16 protein-coding genes are annotated in these 16,746 nt (G+C 39.8%); 15 read left to right on the forward strand and 1 reads right to left on the reverse strand.

What is annotated here, in order from left to right; translation table 11 throughout:
- Nucleotides 1–42: 42 nt before the first annotated feature.
- From LMF89_RS15845 to LMF89_RS15860, 4 genes are all read left to right on the forward strand, one after another.
- On the forward strand, nucleotides 43–1,719 hold the full coding sequence (locus LMF89_RS15845) for a spore germination protein (protein WP_229535936.1): 1,677 nt from the start codon (nucleotides 43–45) through the stop codon (nucleotides 1,717–1,719).
- Nucleotides 1,712–2,830 (forward strand): GerAB/ArcD/ProY family transporter, encoded by a 1,119-nt coding sequence (locus tag LMF89_RS15850; RefSeq protein WP_229535937.1) that lies wholly within the window; start codon nucleotides 1,712–1,714, stop codon nucleotides 2,828–2,830. The genes LMF89_RS15845 and LMF89_RS15850 overlap by 8 nt, the downstream gene beginning before the upstream one ends.
- Nucleotides 2,823–3,998, forward strand: a complete 1,176-nt coding sequence (locus LMF89_RS15855) for a Ger(x)C family spore germination protein (protein ID WP_229535938.1) — start codon at nucleotides 2,823–2,825, stop codon at nucleotides 3,996–3,998. The genes LMF89_RS15850 and LMF89_RS15855 overlap by 8 nt, the downstream gene beginning before the upstream one ends.
- Nucleotides 3,999–4,065: 67 nt before the next feature.
- On the forward strand, nucleotides 4,066–5,307 hold the full coding sequence (locus LMF89_RS15860; protein WP_229535939.1) for a Ger(x)C family spore germination protein: 1,242 nt from the start codon (nucleotides 4,066–4,068) through the stop codon (nucleotides 5,305–5,307).
- A 46-nt stretch (nucleotides 5,308–5,353) separates the two neighbouring features.
- Here LMF89_RS15860 and LMF89_RS15865 read toward each other — a convergent pair whose 3' ends face one another.
- Entirely contained in the window at nucleotides 5,354–5,590 is a 237-nt protein-coding gene (locus LMF89_RS15865; protein WP_229535940.1) for a hypothetical protein, read from the reverse strand.
- A gap of 180 nt (nucleotides 5,591–5,770) precedes the next feature.
- On the opposite strand from LMF89_RS15865, the gene LMF89_RS15870 reads away from it, so the two are divergent.
- From LMF89_RS15870 to ftsH, 11 genes are all read left to right on the forward strand, one after another.
- On the forward strand, nucleotides 5,771–6,052 hold the full coding sequence (locus tag LMF89_RS15870; protein WP_229535941.1) for a YabP/YqfC family sporulation protein: 282 nt from the start codon (nucleotides 5,771–5,773) through the stop codon (nucleotides 6,050–6,052).
- 397 nt (nucleotides 6,053–6,449) lie between these two features.
- Nucleotides 6,450–7,184 (forward strand): lytic transglycosylase domain-containing protein, encoded by a 735-nt coding sequence (locus LMF89_RS15875; protein WP_229535942.1) that lies wholly within the window; start codon nucleotides 6,450–6,452, stop codon nucleotides 7,182–7,184.
- 4 nt (nucleotides 7,185–7,188) lie between these two features.
- Complete coding sequence (gene yabQ / locus LMF89_RS15880; protein WP_229535943.1) at nucleotides 7,189–7,659, forward strand: spore cortex biosynthesis protein YabQ; 471 nt, start codon at nucleotides 7,189–7,191, stop codon at nucleotides 7,657–7,659.
- Between the two features lie 92 nt (nucleotides 7,660–7,751).
- Complete coding sequence (locus LMF89_RS15885; protein ID WP_229535944.1) at nucleotides 7,752–8,045, forward strand: FtsB family cell division protein; 294 nt, start codon at nucleotides 7,752–7,754, stop codon at nucleotides 8,043–8,045.
- Between the two features lie 82 nt (nucleotides 8,046–8,127).
- Complete coding sequence (locus LMF89_RS15890; RefSeq protein ID WP_007956187.1) at nucleotides 8,128–8,559, forward strand: S1 domain-containing RNA-binding protein; 432 nt, start codon at nucleotides 8,128–8,130, stop codon at nucleotides 8,557–8,559.
- A 314-nt stretch (nucleotides 8,560–8,873) separates the two neighbouring features.
- Nucleotides 8,874–11,324 carry a stage II sporulation protein E gene (gene spoIIE / locus LMF89_RS15895; RefSeq protein WP_229535945.1) on the forward strand — a complete coding sequence of 817 codons (2,451 nt, stop codon included), beginning with the start codon at nucleotides 8,874–8,876 and terminating at the stop codon, nucleotides 11,322–11,324.
- A gap of 179 nt (nucleotides 11,325–11,503) precedes the next feature.
- Nucleotides 11,504–12,262 (forward strand): threonine/serine exporter family protein, encoded by a 759-nt coding sequence (locus tag LMF89_RS15900; RefSeq protein ID WP_229535946.1) that lies wholly within the window; start codon nucleotides 11,504–11,506, stop codon nucleotides 12,260–12,262.
- A gap of 18 nt (nucleotides 12,263–12,280) precedes the next feature.
- Entirely contained in the window at nucleotides 12,281–12,733 is a 453-nt protein-coding gene (locus LMF89_RS15905) for a threonine/serine exporter family protein (protein ID WP_229535963.1), read from the forward strand.
- Nucleotides 12,717–14,111, forward strand: a complete 1,395-nt coding sequence (gene tilS, locus LMF89_RS15910; protein ID WP_229535947.1) for a tRNA lysidine(34) synthetase TilS — start codon at nucleotides 12,717–12,719, stop codon at nucleotides 14,109–14,111. The genes LMF89_RS15905 and tilS overlap by 17 nt, the downstream gene beginning before the upstream one ends.
- A 62-nt stretch (nucleotides 14,112–14,173) precedes the next feature.
- Nucleotides 14,174–14,713, forward strand: a complete 540-nt coding sequence (gene hpt, locus LMF89_RS15915) for a hypoxanthine phosphoribosyltransferase (protein WP_229535948.1) — start codon at nucleotides 14,174–14,176, stop codon at nucleotides 14,711–14,713.
- 116 nt (nucleotides 14,714–14,829) lie between these two features.
- The gene (gene ftsH / locus LMF89_RS15920) at nucleotides 14,830–16,728 is read left to right on the forward strand and encodes an ATP-dependent zinc metalloprotease FtsH (protein ID WP_229535949.1); all 1,899 of its coding nucleotides are present in this window, start codon (nucleotides 14,830–14,832) and stop codon (nucleotides 16,726–16,728) included.
- Nucleotides 16,729–16,746: the final 18 nt, after the last annotated feature.

A 16,746-nucleotide genomic window follows, 5' to 3' on the forward strand; every position in this document is an offset into this window, starting at 1 on the left:
AGTAAAATGCAAAAAATAGTAATTGCAGGAAGGAGGAGTGACATGAGAAGGATGAAATGTCCTAGGATTCGGAAGCTATCAGCCGATAGACCTGACGCTTCCATACAACAAGCTGAGAAGGAATTAACAAAATTACAGAAGATGACCAGACAAAGCACTGTATTTGGCGAAGAGATAGAAGATCTTGTTGATCAGTTGCGCCAAGTTGCGGCTCCCTCCTCTGAACCCTTTATCTTTACAAGTATTTTGGAAGAAAATAAAAAATTATTGCAAAGCATTTTTAAAGACTGCGGCGATATTGAATTTCGTAATTTTGATGCGGGCGGGAAGAGTGCATTACTCGTTTATCTTGAGGGTATGGCTGATACTTCCAATTTAGAAAGAAATGTAATTAAACCGCTGATGAGTCAGACGGGACCCGATAATCCGAATACAGGTAACCTATCCGAAATTTTTACTACGATGAAAAGTATTTCAGAGCATATCTTAGGTGCTTCTTCTGTGAGTGTTTTAACTAAAGCTAGCGCAGCAATTGAGGCAGTGATGATGGGAAATGCTCTTCTTTTAATCGATGGCCTTTCTGAGGGGTTGAGCATTTCTGCTATTAAATACGTGAAACGTAATATTGGCGGAGCCAATAATGAACATATTCTTAGGGGACCCAATGAAGCGTTTAATGAAGGCCTTACAGATAATATTGTTTTGATACGCCGCCGCTCTCGTGATACCAATATTAAAGTGCAGATACTAAAGGTAGGGGAAAGGACGAAGAATTCAATTGCTTTACTGTATGCAGCAAATTTAGTAAAGCCAGGTTTGGTGGAAGAGGTAGAGCGTCGCATCAAATTGATTGACACGGACAAAGTATTAGCTTCAGCTAAGATTGAGGAGTTTATCGTAGATCATCCATGGTCACCCTTTCCTCAAGTGCAAACAACAGAAAGACCAGACAAAGTTCTTGCGGCACTATATGAAGGAAGGGTAGGACTCATCTTAGATGGTACACCTGCTACACTGCTAGTTCCCTGTACTTATAACGTCTTGATGCAATCACCAGATGATTACACGATACAACCAGTAATCGCCAGTTTAATTCGCTTGACTAGAAACGTAACCGCTTTTATTGCTATTTATTTACCGGCTATCTATGTTTCTGTAGTCTCATACCACCCAGGAATGTTACCGACTACTATGGCGATTTCTGTAGCAGAGTTGAGGGCGCGTACTCCCTTTCCTTCTTTTTTAGAAGCCATTATGATGGAGATCTTATTAGAAGTGTTCCAAGAAGCTATCGTTCGTCTACCCCAAAGATTGTCTGGTGCTGCCACTATGCTTGGCGCCTTTATGGTTGGTACAACGATAGTGCAAGCTGGGTTAATTAACCCATTGTTAGTAGTGGTTGTTGCTATTACCGCCATTTCCTCTTACTCTATGCCTTCTTATACTTTTAATTTGGCCTTGCGTTGGCTGCGAATCCCCATGCTGGTTTTAGCATCTATATTAGGACTATATGGCGTCATAATAGGAATATTAGCGGTAACAATACATGCATGTTCCCTGCGTAGTTTTGGTGAATCCTATATTGGAGGATTGTTTGATATCACTCTTTTATCCGATTGGAAAGATGGTGTAGTCAGGCTGCCATCTAAACTACTAAAAGAAAGGCCTAAAGAATTTGGTTCTAAGGATCAAACTAGGGGCGGTGAGGAGGATGGCTAATCTCGAAGCGAAAACAAGCATGTCAGCATTTCAGTTAGCAATTGTTTTATTTGTGACTTGTATAGGTGCTCAGATTATGCTGACCCCCCGCGCCCTAATTGAGCAAGCGAAGAATGGATCTTGGATAAGTGTAATAATTGGTGGAGTACTTTTTTACATAGCTACATACTTGATGCTAAGGTTGGGTAAAAAGTATCCGGATGAGACGATAGTAGAGTATGCCCCACGAATTTTTGGGCACATGGGTGGGAGTTTTGTAATTACTTGGTTCAATCTTGTATTTTTTTTACAAGTTGTAACCATATTCTCTGGTGTAGGAAAAATTATAACTTTTTACATGTTTGATCGGACACCACCTGAGGTAGTAATTTTAGCTCTATTAGTGTTATGTACTTATTGTGCGCTGCAAGATTGGGGAACTATTTTGCGTATACATCAATTCTTATTTGTTATAGCCTACAGTATATTACTCATCGTATGGCTGACCAGCATTTTAAACTTCCGGCCAGAAAATCTGCTGCCTTTATGGCCAGTCGATGTAAAGGGGGTTGTTGCTGGGGGCATTTCTACATGGGGCATGTACGGTGGCTATGAATGTGTGCTGTTGTTGCTTCCTCTGGTCTACAGAAAAGTGAGTCTTAGTAAATTAGCAAAAGAAGTTGGTTTGGCCTTTATTGGAGTGACTTTATTGTTTTTGATTATTATCATTGTTATCATTGGAGTCTTAACGGTTGAAGATGCTAAGAATTTACCTTTTCCAGCTTTAATCGTCATTCGCAGTGTGGAATTGCCAGGTACATTTATAGAACGTTTGGAAAATTATTTACTTGTGACTTGGATACCAGTGGTGTTTGATACCTTGGCGGCTATGATGTTTTTTATGGCACAAATATGTATGCGGCAGTGGCGTCACGCTGATCATCGTCCAGCCCTATTACTGCTAGTACCCATAATCTACGTAGGTATTGTGCAAATTGATAATCCCCAAATATATGACCAGATGGGTAAATTGACAATGTGGGTAGGTATAGCATTTTCTTTTGGGGTGGTTCCCATGGCACTGTTACTCTCTTGGTGGCAAAAAGGTAAGGTGGGAAAGGACTGTGGCTAAAAAGAAGTGGATAAGTTGCTTGCTGATAATTTGCACATGTATCGTTACAGCTGGGTGCTGGGATATGCGGGAATTGCAGGATCGTAATTTTGTATTGGCAGTGGCAATTGATAAGGCAGATGAAGTGAAAGAAGTAGAAACCTTTGTCCAGCCCCATGGTACGAAACGGTATCGTGTAAGTTTACAAATATTAAAGTTTGCTTCGGGTGGGGAACAAGGGGAAGAGACTAAAACCTTTATCAAATCCAATACAGGTGAGTCTATTTTTGAAATGGTTCGAGACATGTTAGGACAAAGCAGCAAGTCTCTATGGTTTGAACATATACAAGTAATTGTTATTAGTGATGCAGTTTTAAAAGAAGTGGGATTATCGGAAATTTTGGATTTTTTCAAACGGGATGCAGAAATGCGTTCTCGGATTAAAATATATGTTACATCTGGGAAGGCCCAGTCCATAATTGAATTTACCCCTCCATCAAAGGAACCTGGTGGTGTCTATCTAGCCAATATTATCCGCCTACATAATAAAAATATTCATGTTGCTGGAGCACGCACCGATCTTGGGTATACGATTCAGTATTTTGATAATAACAGTAATGTTCTTTTACCGCGGATCGAAATGGCTGATAAAGTGGTAAAGCTAAGTGGTTCTGCTGTATTTAATAAGGATAAGTTTATTGGTTATGCAGATGAGTATGCTGTGGCAGGTCTGAAAATTATGCTAGGTAGTGAAAAATCTGCGGTTGTTACAATTGACTCTCCTAAAACCCCTGGACATCAAGTAATATTCGAGCTCTTTCGTCATGATACAAAGCTAACACTTCATGTAGAAAATGGGGTCATTTATTATACCGTTGATATTACTATGTATGGAAATGTTGGAGAGCTTCAAGGTGATATTAGCCTAAATGATACTCTGGATCCAGAGTATCTCCGTATTCTGGAAGTAGCATTTGCGGAAGAAATTAAACGTAATATTTACTATGCAGAGAAAGTTTTTAAAAAAGATATGAAGGTAGACCCTGTCGGTAGCTTTGCCAGTAAATTAAAGGTCCATGAACCGAATACCTGGGAACAGGTAGAAGACCAATGGGATGAGCTATATCCTACCATTCCTTTATATGTTTCTGTAAATGTGACAATAAGAAATATTGGTAGTCATAAGTAGGATGTATAAGTATAACAGGTTCTTTAGATTGTCTGTAGCGAGGTCATGCTGTGGAGGTGGTGGCGTTTTGTTATCTTTAGGGCATTTTGTAATCGGTAAATGGTCTAAGGTTTGTTTAGGGTGTATTCTTATTATCACGATCAGTCTGTTAATTGGTGGCTGCTGGGATCAAAGAGAATTACAGGAAAGACTATTTGTTTTAGCAGTGGCGATTGATAAAGCTGATGAGGGAGGAGATACTAAGGAAGAAAAAGAAAAAAAATCTATTGAAAACTTTGTGCAGCCTCATGGCAATAAACTTTACCGTCTTAGTTATCAAATACTACAGCTAACACCTGCAAGCGGCAGTGGCGAGGGAGCAAGAAAGGCATCAATATCCACGTATGTTATTTCCAGTACTGGTGAGTCTATATTTGAAATGCTGAGGGATATGTTAGGACAAGTAAGTAAGGGTCTTTGGTTTGAACACATTCAGGCCATTGTGATTAGCGAAGGAGCTGCTCGGCAGGGTGGTTTGCAGCCCCTTATTGATTTGTTCCGCAGAGATGCTGAAATGCGCTGGTTGATAAAACTCTTAATTACTTCAGGTGAGGCGAAAAAACTTCTAGAATTTAAGCCACCTGACGGTGAGCCAGGGGGGATATTTTTGTCTGACAGTCTGCACTTATATGAGAAAAATCCTCATGTCCCAGGCTGGATTCCAGGTTTAGGAGAGACTTCACAAGCAATTGATAATAAGAAAACAGTGCAAATCAGTAGGGTTGAATTGGTGGAGGATATCGTCACAATAGGTGGAACTGCCTTATTTAAGGAGGGCAAATTTGTTGGGTATATAGATGAGTATGCCACTAAAGGAACGGCTTTTTTTGGTGCCACGGAAAAGTCAGCCATCATTACCATTGAATGCCCCGACCATCCTGGTAAGATACTTGCCTTTGAGCTTTTTCGTCATGAGACAAAATTAACTGCCCATGTCAACGGAGAGGATATTTACTATACTCTGGACATTGGGATGAAAGGTAATCTTGGTGAAAGTCAATGTGGCAATCAATATGACACAATGGATGATGAGGCGATTCATAAAGTTGAGCTATTAGTAGCGGAAGAAGTAAAGCATAATATATTATATGCTTTTCATATGTATCAAGAGCTACAGGTCGATCCAGGAGATTTTGCTGCTAAACTAAGAGCCTATCAGCCATTAGCTTGGGAAAGAGTAAAAGAGCACTGGGATGAGGCTACATTCCCTAATGTTTCTTTATTTCCTTCTGTTAATGTAACAATAGAAAATATTGGATCTCACAAATAAAAGTAAGCAGTCTTTTGCCTGCTTACTTTTATGCTACAAGGACACTTTATCCCATGATTATACTGAACAACCAGAATGCGATACCAGCTGCAATATAGCCTATGGCTGTTTTATGAGCCATATTCGCTTCACGTGCTCGAGCATTATGCTTATCTAACAAATTTCCAAGATGCCACGAAGCTCCAGCAGTAAAGAAAAATACCAGTAGAACCCATATACTGGTTTTATGTACGATTTGGAAGGCTAATTTTTGCCAAAGATAATAAAAGTAGGCTTGATCCATAGTTAGAATACTCCTCGTATATAAATATCTTTTTAGTATGCCCATATTCTCCTGCGCCATGACCTATAATGGGATTAAATTTTAAAGTCTCCTTACATCATAGTCTTACTTTGCCAGTACTATTCTCTAAGCCAAGGGCATATACATACAATAAAAAGTTAGCATAGGGGAGGATTTTCTGTGACGATAGATAATAAAACACCTACTTGGCGGCATCAAATTACATTGGTTGATCGTGAGGAAATGACAATTGATGGTGTGCTCAGTTTAGGAAGTTATGATGAAAAAGAAGTCATTATGGAAACCGAGCAAGGTGTGCTCATTGTAAAGGGTGAGGGACTAAATATTAAACAGTTAAATTTAGATAAAAGTAATATTGTGGTAGAAGGATTGATAAAGGGTGTTTCTTATGATGACACTTCTCATAATAAAAAAGGTTTGTTAGAGAGATTCTTAAAATAATAATACCTAAAAACCTGCAAAAATGCTAAGGCTTGGCGTAAGCCAAGTTTTCTTTCTAAACCTAGAGCGTATAAGTTCTGTAGTTGGAAAAATATAAAATTTATGAACCACAAAGGCGCAATGCCGCTATGCGGCACACAAAGGAGTGCACAAAAAATATAAATAAAAACCCTTTGTGTCCTTTGCGCCTTTGTGGTTCGATTCGTTTTATGTGTAAGTAGCCGATCTGTGCTTCGTATTCTTCGCGTTTTTTCTTTATGCCACATGATTTAGCAAAAATGCAAAAAGAGGACGTATTTCCGCTATTGCGGTGCGCGAATGTAGCACTATGTGAATTGTTTCGTGTTACATATCGCGCTTTTACATGTTTCGATTCTTGGGTGAGAGGAGTATTGTCTTGCGGCCCAGATTGTTGGTCCTATGGCGTATTGGATTGGTTGTATTTGTGATTCAGTTGGTTATTTATAGCATCATAGGCTATGGAATTTCCGGGATACATAATAAGTCCTGGGAGAAGTTTAATGGGAACTCCTATGTTATAGCAGATGTCGACAATAAGGTACCTTATGGAGAGTTGATCAATCGACGTGCCCGCCAGGCTGGTATAAATGGCCAAATCGTTGCAAGTCTGATTCATGCAGAGAGTTCTTTTCAACCTCGAGCGCATTCGCCCGCAGGAGCTTACGGATTAATGCAGATTATTCCTAGTACATGGCGCCAAGTGAATGAGCAAGCTAAAGTGTGTGCGGGGCGCCATCCTGGAGAATGTACGGTTGAATGTTATTATAATGAAGAGCTTAACATTCGTATTGGAACCTTATATCTTAGTCAATTAGTAAATAAATACGAAGGAAATATGGTATTGGCTTTAGCTGCTTATAATGCTGGCCCAGGGGCAGTAGATAAATATGGAGGAATACCGCCCTATGATGAAACGGTGAATTATGTAAATCGTGTAATTGGCTATTGGTATGAATTATCTTCCTATACTATGCCCTGTACTATTTTTGCAGAAGAACAGTGGGAATATATTCGTACTGCTATAGGGTGGTGGTGCATGGTTACCTTGCTGGGAATTGTATGGATAGCTGGGAGATTGCATCGCTATTATCATTCATGGCGCTGGAGGTGAGGCAGTGCAAATAGAAAGTCAATTCTCAATTTTTTTATCTACGGTTGCTACAGGTATAACATTAGGAGTATTATTTGATTGCTATCGAGTATTACGCGGTACCTTTAGGCCGAAGGTTTTAATAACATGGGTTACAGACTTACTCTATTGGTTAATTGCGACGGCTATTGTATTTATTGCTTTAGTGCTGAGTAATTGGGGGGAACTTAGGTTTTATGTGTTTTTAGGAATCATAAGTGGTGTTGGCTTATATTATCGCCTATTAAGCTTATATGTGATCCGTTTATTTACTGGTATGATTAAGGTGACAAAAAGTATAATTGCATTCGTAAAAAATATGTTTATTGTGCTTATTATCAGACCAATCTCTTTGTGTATAAAAATTGTGAGTTGGCCTTTCCGATGGATTAGCAGCAAAATAAAAGCTTGGTATCAGGTTTGGTATCCCAAACCGCCACTTGATGAGAAAAAATAAAAAAGTCTATGAAAAAAAGAGGAATGCATTCACTAATTGGCGAATAAAGCTGTCTGATACATAATAGTATTTTATATGTGGTGGTGAAGTGAGTGCGGAAACAGCAAAAGTATCGTGTGAAATGGTTTAAACTATTTCTATTTGTATTATGCAGTTATTTTATTTATTTAACTGTTGGTCAACAGAGTCAACTTTCCTCTATTCGCCGTGAAAGTCAAGCCACACGTATGCAGCTTGAGCAGTTACGAGAGGCTAATACTGCATTACAAGAAGAGCGTAAAGCATTACATGACCCTAAATATGTAGAAAAATTGGCTCGTGAAGAGCAAGGATTGGTCAAACCAGGAGAGATTCCTTTCATTTCGGTGGAAAAAAATAATTTATAGCGGCTTTTCTTGACACCTTTTCAGTGTCAAGGTTATAATATGGATGAAAAACATAGTTTTTTAAGGGGGAAGTTTGATTAGTATGTCCATTGAAGTTGGCAGTGTGGTTGAGGGCGTTGTGACAGGTATTACAAATTTCGGAGCATTTGTAGAATTGCCTGGAGGAAAAGTAGGTTTAATTCATATCTCGGAAGTTGCTGATGTATATGTTCGTGATGTGAAAGATTTCCTGAAAGAGCAAGATACGGTAAAAGTTAAGGTTTTGTCAGTTGATGAGCGCGGGAAAATAGGGTTGTCGATTAAGCAACTTCAGCCGCCAAGTCCAAGTCCAGCTCCTAGTCCTATTCCCAGGAGAGCACCAGCCAATGATAATCGGCGTTTTGGGAAAGTGAATGCGCCGTCCTTTGAAGACAAGTTGACTAAATTCTTAAAAGATAGTGATGAACGTCTTGGAGATTTGAAACGTAATACAGAATCCAAACGTGGCGGTCGTGGCGCTGCTCGTTCTCAGTAATAGTTCATCAGAGCATTTCAATTTGAAATGCTCTTTTTGATATACATTCTTTAATTTATCACAGCCTAGATACTGTATGGGAAAAATTTCCTTATGTCTCGACAAAAATAATAGTATTATAGTTCAAAAAAACCACCTGACATTGTAGTTGTCAGGTGGTTTTTTACCTTTTACTCTACTTTTTGTCGGAATTTTTGTTTCATAGTGGACTTATTCAGACAAAGATTGAATACCAATATATGTAAAATAATAATATGTACTTGATGCGGGCTATCTATCTCCTGTTGGTATTATATGAATAGAGGTGAATCATTATGCCAAAAGTAACTGTTATTACCTTACCAAATGAGATGCTAGATGTACCACAACCAATAACTGAAAAGAAACAAGCACCTCGACAGTTGTCTTTTAAGAAGATTTTTTACAAAGGATATTGTGTATTGCTGTCTATCATGCAGACAGAAAATTGGTTTATCAATATTTTATCCTTTTTATTGGGACGAGTTACGATTATGGGGGACATTGCACCGATTGGATTGGCCTTTTTTGCTGCGGTAGCGCAACTGCAGAAAAAACGAGCTTTTACGGTAGGACTGTGGTGCATTGCTGGGGTCTTATCGGCAGGATATTACGTAGAAGTTGGCATTTATATTGCAACAATGTTCTTATATTTTTTGTGGGCAGATAAGCTGACACGATTGCACAAAAAAATAATGGCTGTGCCTTTATTGGCATTTTGCGTGATCATATGTTATGGATTCGTACTCAACCTATTTGCGCAGACAACTCTATATAGTTTCTTATTACTATTATTTGATGCTGGTACTTGTATGGTGTTGTCCTATATTTTTATGTATGGGGTGCCGCTTTTAATAGAGAAGCAATCGATCTATTCACAGCAATATGTGACCAGTGAACGTCTCAGTTGCATGATCTTGCTGCTGGCAATTGCCGTGGCTGGACTGGGCAATACCATGGTTTTCGACTATAGTATTCGTAATATGGCAGGTTGTCTCTTAATTATGGTGATGTCTCTTGCCGGTGGTCCAGGACTTGGTTCTTGCGTGGGTGTAGTGGTTGGACTGGTCATAGGGTTAAGTGATGGCAATGCAACGCTGACTGTATCCGTATATGCGGTAGCAGGTGTTTTAGCAGGAGCTTTTCGTGGATTGGGAAAATTTGCAGTCATATTAGGATTTATATTAGGAAGCACCATTACTATATTATATTTTGGACAAGATCAGCAATTATTGCGAATACTAAGTGAATGTGCAATAGCAGGGGGATTGTTTATCTTTTCACCTAACAAGGGATTAGCCGGTTGGTGCGATCTTGCCTTTTCTTCTCCTTCGTCTGTATCTGCAGTCGACAATTCACTGCATGTACAAGAAACGGTATCGAAAATTAAAAATATTGCAGAGGTATTTCATGAGTTGGCTGGAACCTTTGGCAGTATTGTTGAAGATACGAAAGGGAAGATTCGGGATGATGAATTAGCCAAAACACTATCTGCTGTGGGGGAGCAGTTATGTGTGAATTGCAGTAAAAGATCCCAGTGCTGGGAGGCTGATTTTTATCGTACCTACCATGGCATCTTAGAGCTGTTGGGACAAACAGACATCAAATCTATGCCTGTGAGCAAATTACCAAAAGTGTTCCAAGAAAATTGTATTCGAAAGAAAGAGTTAATAGAGACGATTGGCTTGGTAACTGAACGGAATCTTACTGCATCCTTTTGGCAAAAGAGAATCATTGAGCAGCGCCAAATTGTTACCGAGCAAATGGAAGCTACTAGTGTGATTATTAGTAACTTGGCTTATGAAATCGGTAAGGTTGAGCGTTCAAATAAGGCTCTGTCTCTAGTATTGCAAGAAAAGGCTGCTATGCTGGCATGTTCTCTTACAGGAGTAAGGGTGACAGGAAAACAAGGGGGAGCTGTAATCGAGGTCAGTAAAGCTCCATGTAATAATAAAAAAGAATGTGTGAATACTATTTTGCCTTTAGCATCGAGTATCATGAAAGAGAAATTAATGCTAAAAGCGGAATGCGGCGATGCCAGCAAGAAAAAAAGATGTACCTTAGCTATGAAAGTGGCGAAGCGGTTTCAAGTGGAGACTGGTATTGCTAGCTTTGCTAAAGAGGGACAAGGGGTATGTGGTGATACCTGCACGGTAATTCCTTTATATAAAGGAAAGATAGCATTGATACTGAGTGATGGTATGGGAAGCGGTAAGCAGGCAGCTCTTGAGAGTAATATGGCAATAAAATTTTTGCAAAGACTATTGTCAGTTGGTTTTGATATTGATATAGCAGTAAAGACGGTGAATTCTATGCTGCTATTGCGTACTCCTGATGAATCTTTCGTGACTCTTGATATGGTAGTGATTGATACCTATTCAGGAGAGGCTGAGTTCTTGAAGATTGGAGCGGCGCCGAGCTTTATTAAGAGGGTTAGAGAGGTTATGACTGTAAAATCATCATCGCTGCCAATTGGTATTTTACAACAGATTGAAATTCAACCAATAAAAGAAATGGTAGTCGAGGGTGACTTTATCATTATGGTTAGTGATGGAATTGTGGATGTTCCCCAAAGTAGCTTGGATAAGGAAAATTGGTTAGCTAATTTTTTACGAAGAGGAGTCAATACGAAACCTCAGGCCTTGGCAGAGCAGATTCTCGCTCAAGCATTACTGATGTCTGGCAATCGAGTACATGATGATATGACAGTTATGGTTGCAAAAGTGGCTCAAAATACAGACGTGTAATGACAAGTATATAAATTCCCAAGGCGAATCCAAAGGATATTACCAATGAATAAAAATAACCCAGGATATACTGGGTTATTTTTATTGCAATTGCAGGAAAATATAATAAAGCGAGAGAATAAATAACACTGATTTAGTAGAGTTATTAATGTTGAAAATAGTATGGGCGGTGTACATACGTGACAATCTCATTGGAGCAAATGGTTTCTTTAGCGGCACTAGCAGGTGAGGTTATGTTAAAAAACGGAGCAGAAACCTATCGAATAGAAGAAACTATGGACCACATGGCCAAAGCTTGCGGTGCCAGCACTGTGGAGAGCTTTGTCATTCCTACAGGTGTCTTTTTAACAGTAACCGACGAAGCTGGTCATACCTTAACTGTAATGCGGCGGGTACGAGACCGTACAATTAATCTGGATCGGATTTCAAAGGTAAATGAGTTATCACGAAGCTTAGTAGCCCAGCGCATGGGATATGAGGATGCTAAAGGGATTTTAACCAGTATTAGCAAAGAACGGACGGGATTTTCCTTATTGCCGTCTATGTTAGCTTCAGGGGTCATTGGGGGAGGGACTGCGGTTTTGCAAAATGCGCTTTTTTTTGAGACATTAGCTGCCTTTGCAGCAGCTATGATCGTGCGCTATATTGCTCATATCGTCTCTAAATTACATGGTGTACAATTTTCTTTTGAGTTTCTTGGTGGTATGGCTGTGGCTTTTTGTGGTGTACTCCTACACTCGATCTGGCCTCATTTACGACCTGATGCTGTCATTATTGGTGGTATTATGCCTTTAGTCCCTGGAGTAGCCATTACCAATGCTATACGGGATGTGATTGCCGGTGATTTGCTAAGTGGAATGTCTAGAGGGCTGGAAGCTGCATTGACAGCAGCAGCCGTAGCTATGGGTGTGGTAATTATATTGGCACTTAAGGTATAATGAGGTGAAGCTGTGTTAATGGTAAAAATAATAGCGGTGCTATTAATTTCGGCATCCGTGGGTATATTATATCGTATTCCTCGCAAATTATTACTATATGTTAGTTTCGTTGGTATGGCTGCCTGGCTGATCATGTATATTACGATGAGCTTTGGCGGCAATGGAATATTAGCTGATTTCTTGGCGAGTGTAGCAGTCGGGGTAATAGCAGAAATTTTGGCACGGATTCTTCGAAAACCGGCGACTATTTTTATTATTCCTGGTTTTATTCCCTTAGTTCCCGGAGGTGATGCTTATATGACGATGCTTTACATGGTGGAAGGGAATTATGTGGATGGTGTAGCAAAAGGGATGCAGACGATATTAACGGCAGGAGCCATTGCTTTTGGCATCTTTGTTAGTTCTACTATTTTTCGCTTGATCAAAAATTATAACTTGGAGAGTTGCAGCACTGATGTTAGAAAAAGTTAAAGCATGGATAGATCGACATGGATTACTAGAGCAAGGAGATACGATTGTAGTGGCTTGCTCAGGCGGCCCAGATTCATTGGCGTTGTTACATATCCTTGCTGCGTTTCGCCCAGAATATAATATGAGTATGGTTGTTGCCCACGTTGATCATATGCTTCGTGGAGAAGAATCCGCCATGGAAGCGGCTTTTGTAGTGGACTTTTGTGCCAAACGCAGTCTAATATGTTATCATAAAGCGATTGATGTACCTAAGTTTATGAAAGAGGCGGGCATGTCTGGAGAAGAGGCTGCTCGGATAGTACGTTATCGGTATTTGCGGCAGGTTGCTAAAGAGGTAGGTGGTGCCAGGATTGCTACAGGACATCATCGGGACGATCAGGCGGAAACCGTATTAATGAATATGCTGCGTGGATCAGGCAGTGCTGGGATACGAGGGATGCAGCCAATGAATGGTGATATTATTAGACCGCTGCTATCGGTCAGCAGGGCTGATATTATGGCGTATTGTAAAGCCAAGCAGCTAGAGCCTAAATTTGATAGTTCGAATTTTGAAACCAATTATTTGCGCAATCGTATTCGTATTCACCTTTTACCTGAGCTGGAAAAACAGTATAATAATGCTGTTAAAGATTCGTTGTGTAGAACTGCAACCATTGTTGGCGATGAGCATGATTTTATCCAGCATACAGCTAAGAGTATTTGGCTGGAAGTTGTAAAAGAAGAGAATCATTGCTTACTGCTTGTTGCAAAGCAGATGAAATTGGTACATATTGCCGTTACGCGTGAAATAATTCGCTTAGCGATTGAAAAAAAACAAGGTTCTTTAACAGGAATAAGCTTTTATCATGTGGAAACTGTGATAGAGATGCTTTTTCATGGGCGAGTGGGAAGTATTTTACAGTTGCCTGGTGGGTTGACAATTCATAAAACATATGATGGACTACACGTAGGAGAAAAGCCATTTGTTTTGACGAATCAAGTAGCCTATTCTGGACAAGAATTAACAATTCCTGGTATTACCCAAATTCAGCAATTGGGTATACAAATCAGCGCAGAGCTAACCGCGACACGGATAAAAAGTCAGCTCAATGTGGCTGTTTTTGATGCAGATGAGCTATCATTACCTTTATTTGTTCGTACTCGCCGTGTGGGTGATCGTTTTATCCCTCTTGGTTTTGCTGGGAATAAAAAAGTGAAAGATTTTTTTATTGATGAAAAAATTCCTCGGGAAGTGAGAGATTTTGTACCGATCATTTGTGATAAAGGAGGTATCCTTTGGATTGGAGGTTATCGTCAAAGCCGACGTGGCGAAGTCACCGATAAAACGAAAACATTTTTACAATTAAGAATTTTAGAAAATGCAATAAAAAATAATTAAAATTTTAATTGGTTTACATTTTTTTATTGCGTAATATATATAATAAAACAGGAGGAACGATAGTGATAAATGATGTAGAAAGAGTCCTACTCAGCGAAGAGCAATTAGCGGCGCGTATAGTAGAACTAGGGGCAAAAATTACTGCTGATTATGCTGGCGAAGAAATCTTAATGATTGGGGTGTTACGGGGAGCTGTGCTGTTTATGGCGGATTTAGCCAGAGCAATTAAAGTTCCGGTAGCGATTGATTTTATGGCAGTGTCCAGCTATGGTGCAGGTACCAGCTCTAGCGGCGTGGTAAGGATTCTCAAAGATCTTGATGAAAATGTGGAAGGTAAGCATGTTCTAGTGGTAGAAGATATTATTGATTCAGGTTTAACTTTGAATTATTTGGTAGATAATCTTAAATCTCGCCAGCCAGCCAGTATTAAGATATGTACACTTCTTAATAAACCAGATCGACGTAAGGTAAATGTGGATATTGCATATAATGGCTTTACTATACCCGATTATTTTGTAATTGGATATGGACTTGATTATGCTGAAAAATACCGGAATTTACCCTTCATCGGAATTTTAAAACCCGAAATTTATCAAGACTAAGTTTTATTGTTAATTATTAGATTTGATGGTATAATATTTCACTATGGAGGCCAAAGGACATGACAATGCCTATGGCAGGAAAATAACGTTGGTGCTTCAGTGAGAGGAGGGCTACTTTGAATAAATTTTTTCGAAATGTAAGTTTTTATTTGTTGATTATTATCATTGCTATTTCAATAATTGACTACTATTCCTCACGTACAACGAATAAGCAGGAAATTAGTTATACTCAATTTTTACATCAAATTGAGGAACAGAAGGTTCAGAGTGTCACGGTTGTCGATAAAGATATTCGAGGCAAACTGACAGATGGTACTGAATTTACCACAATTACGCCGAATGATCCTACACTTATTAATACGTTGCGAGAAAAAAATGTTGATATTAAGGCTGAACAGCCGCCTCAACCACCATGGTGGACAACAATTTTTTCTTCTATTTTGCCAATGCTGCTGTTAATTGGGGTATGGTTCTTTATTATGCAGCAGACACAAGGCGGCGGAAATCGAGTGATGTCTTTTGGCAAAAGCCGGGCGAAGCTTCATGGTGAAGATAAAATTAAGGTCACCTTTGGCGATATGGCTGGTGCTGATGAAGCAAAGCAAGAATTAGAAGAAGTGGTTGAGTTCTTAAAACATCCTAAGAAATTCAATGATTTGGGAGCTCGTATTCCCAAAGGTGTATTGTTATTTGGACCTCCGGGTACAGGTAAAACTCTATTAGCCCGAGCAGTAGCTGGGGAAGCAGGAGTTCCCTTTTTTAGCATCAGCGGTTCTGACTTTGTGGAAATGTTTGTTGGTGTCGGTGCTTCCAGAGTACGGGATCTGTTTGAACAAGCAAAAAAGAGCGCGCCTTGTATTGTGTTTATTGATGAAATCGATGCTGTAGGACGTCAACGGGGTGCAGGTCTCGGCGGCGGACATGATGAGCGGGAACAGACATTAAATCAGTTATTGGTAGAGATGGACGGATTTGGCGTCAATGAAGGAATTATTATCATTGCTGCGACGAATCGCCCTGATATTCTTGATCCAGCCTTACTGCGTCCTGGTCGCTTTGATAGACAGATTGTCGTTGATAAACCAGATGTTAAGGGGCGTCTGGAGATATTGAAAGTTCACACCAAAGGTAAGCCAGTAGCAAAGGAAGTAAGTCTTGATGTACTGGCGCGCCGTACACCTGGTTTCACGGGTGCGGATTTGAGCAACCTAGTGAATGAAGCTGCTCTTTTAGCAGCACGACGTAACAAAAAACGGATTGACATGCCTGAAATGGAAGAGTCTGTTGAACGTGTTGTTGCTGGACCTGAGCGTAAAAGTAAAGTGATTAGTGAACGTGAGAAAAAACTCACTGCCTATCATGAAGCAGGTCATGCCTTAATTGGAATGCTGCTGGATAATACAGATCCTGTGCATAAAGTGTCGATCATTCCTCGCGGACGAGCTGGCGGTTATACATTAATGCTGCCGACAGAGGATCGCTATTATGCTACACGTACAGAGTTACTGGAACAACTCAGTGTATTATTAGGTGGGCGTGTGGCGGAAGCTGTTGTTCTTAAGGAAATCAGTACAGGTGCGCAGAATGATTTAGAACGTGCCACTGATTTATCACGTAAAATGATTACCGAATACGGTATGAGTGAGAATTTAGGACCAATTACTTTTGGGCACAGGCAGCAGCAGCAGGTGTTCTTAGGAAGAGATATTTCTCGTGACCGTAATTACGGTGAAGAAGTAGCATCTTCTATTGATAAAGAAGTGCGCAGATTGATCGAAGGTGCTTACAATAAAACAGAAGCAATGCTGCAGGAAAATATTGAAAAGCTTCATTTGATTGCTGCTGCTCTTATTGAAAAAGAAACACTGGAAGCTAGCGATTTGGAAGAACTGTTAGCGAATGGTCAAATTTCTGAGAAATCTGAAACAGAGAAAATCGCTCTTACGAAGAGTGAGAGCGTTGAGGATACTGGTAGTCAAGCAGGACCGAAAATCGTATATATTACTCGTTCCTAGTTTTGAAAGGGCAGGTGT

Source organism: Pelosinus baikalensis (assembly GCF_020819555.1).
GTDB lineage: Bacteria > Bacillota > Negativicutes > DSM-13327 > DSM-13327 > Pelosinus > Pelosinus baikalensis.

Bases quoted from the DNA above. Each gene is read 5' to 3' on its own strand.
- LMF89_RS15890 (WP_007956187.1), top strand. From the start codon at position 8,128: ATGTCCATTGAAGTTGGCAGTGTGGTTGAGGGCGTTGTGACAGGTATT.
- LMF89_RS15850 (WP_229535937.1), top strand. From the start codon at position 1,712: ATGGCTAATCTCGAAGCGAAAACAAGCATGTCAGCATTTCAGTTAGCA.
- tilS (WP_229535947.1), top strand. From the start codon at position 12,717: ATGTTAGAAAAAGTTAAAGCATGGATAGATCGACATGGATTACTAGAG.
- spoIIE (WP_229535945.1), top strand. From the start codon at position 8,874: ATGCCAAAAGTAACTGTTATTACCTTACCAAATGAGATGCTAGATGTA.
- LMF89_RS15905 (WP_229535963.1), top strand. From the start codon at position 12,281: ATGGTAAAAATAATAGCGGTGCTATTAATTTCGGCATCCGTGGGTATA.
- LMF89_RS15845 (WP_229535936.1), top strand. From the start codon at position 43: ATGAGAAGGATGAAATGTCCTAGGATTCGGAAGCTATCAGCCGATAGA.
- LMF89_RS15865 (WP_229535940.1), bottom strand. From the start codon at position 5,590: ATGGATCAAGCCTACTTTTATTATCTTTGGCAAAAATTAGCCTTCCAA.